This window comes from Comamonas sp. B-9 (assembly GCF_000410635.1).
Taxonomy (GTDB): domain Bacteria; phylum Pseudomonadota; class Gammaproteobacteria; order Burkholderiales; family Burkholderiaceae_C; genus Comamonas.
The window spans coordinates 1-895 of the sequence record NZ_KE148542.1 but is presented as its reverse complement, the minus strand read 5'-3'; the positions used below and the strand labels follow the sequence as shown (position 1 = coordinate 895).

The 895-nt window shown below is 61.3% G+C and carries 1 pseudogene; it reads left to right on the top strand.

From position 1 onward, the window contains the following. Positions 1–895 (top strand): annotated as a pseudogene (locus tag H928_RS0108315) (hypothetical protein); the annotation flags it as partial.

Here is an 895-nt window from a genome sequence, read left to right as displayed (position 1 = left end):
TGCCATGGTGATCAGTAATGGTGGTACCACCATCAACGCCACTTGCGATGCAGCCAAGACCTTGGCGGTGAGCGAGACGCTGAGCTGCTCGGTGACCTTCACTGCAGCCCAAGGCGACATCAGTGCGACCATCAATGCGGCAACGCAGAGCTACGAGTCCAATACGGCCAACAATACGGACACCAAGTCCACGGTGGGTAATACGCCAGCGAGCCTGGCGACCACCAATGTGCTGACCTTGGTCAATGGCAGTCCCGTGCCAGCTGGCTATTTGGCCAAACCTGGTGATGTGCTGACCTATACCGTTAGCGTCACCAACAGCGGCGGTACTGCAGGTTCCACGGAAGTGGGCCAGACTGTGCCCGCAGGTACGACCTACACGGGTACCGGCCAAGGCTGGGGCGCAGGTTGCACGGCAGCGGGCACACAGTGCGCGCAAACCGTGGCAGTCGGTGCGGGCCAGACCAGCACGCTGCAGTACACGGTCACCGTGGCCAGCCCAGGCAACACGGCGACTATCGTGGACACCGTCACCAGCTCGGTGGGCACCTGCACGACTTGCCAAGTCTCCACCGACACGCAGCATGCAGATATGCAGGCCACCGTGACGGTGACGCCAGGCACGACTAGCACGACGGGTGTGGAACTGACCTACACCGCCGTTTGCAAAAACAACGGCCCGCAAAGCGCTATCAACGCAACTTGCGTGGTGACCGCACCAGCGGGCGCATCGGCAGCAATCTGCACGCCAACCAGCCCAGCGGCGAGCTTGGCTTCGGGTGAGAGCATCACCTGCGTTACCAAGCTCACGCCAAGCACGGCCGGTGACTATGCCGTGAGCGTTGCTACCAGTAACACCTTGTACGACGCATCTACTGGCAACAACAGTGCAACG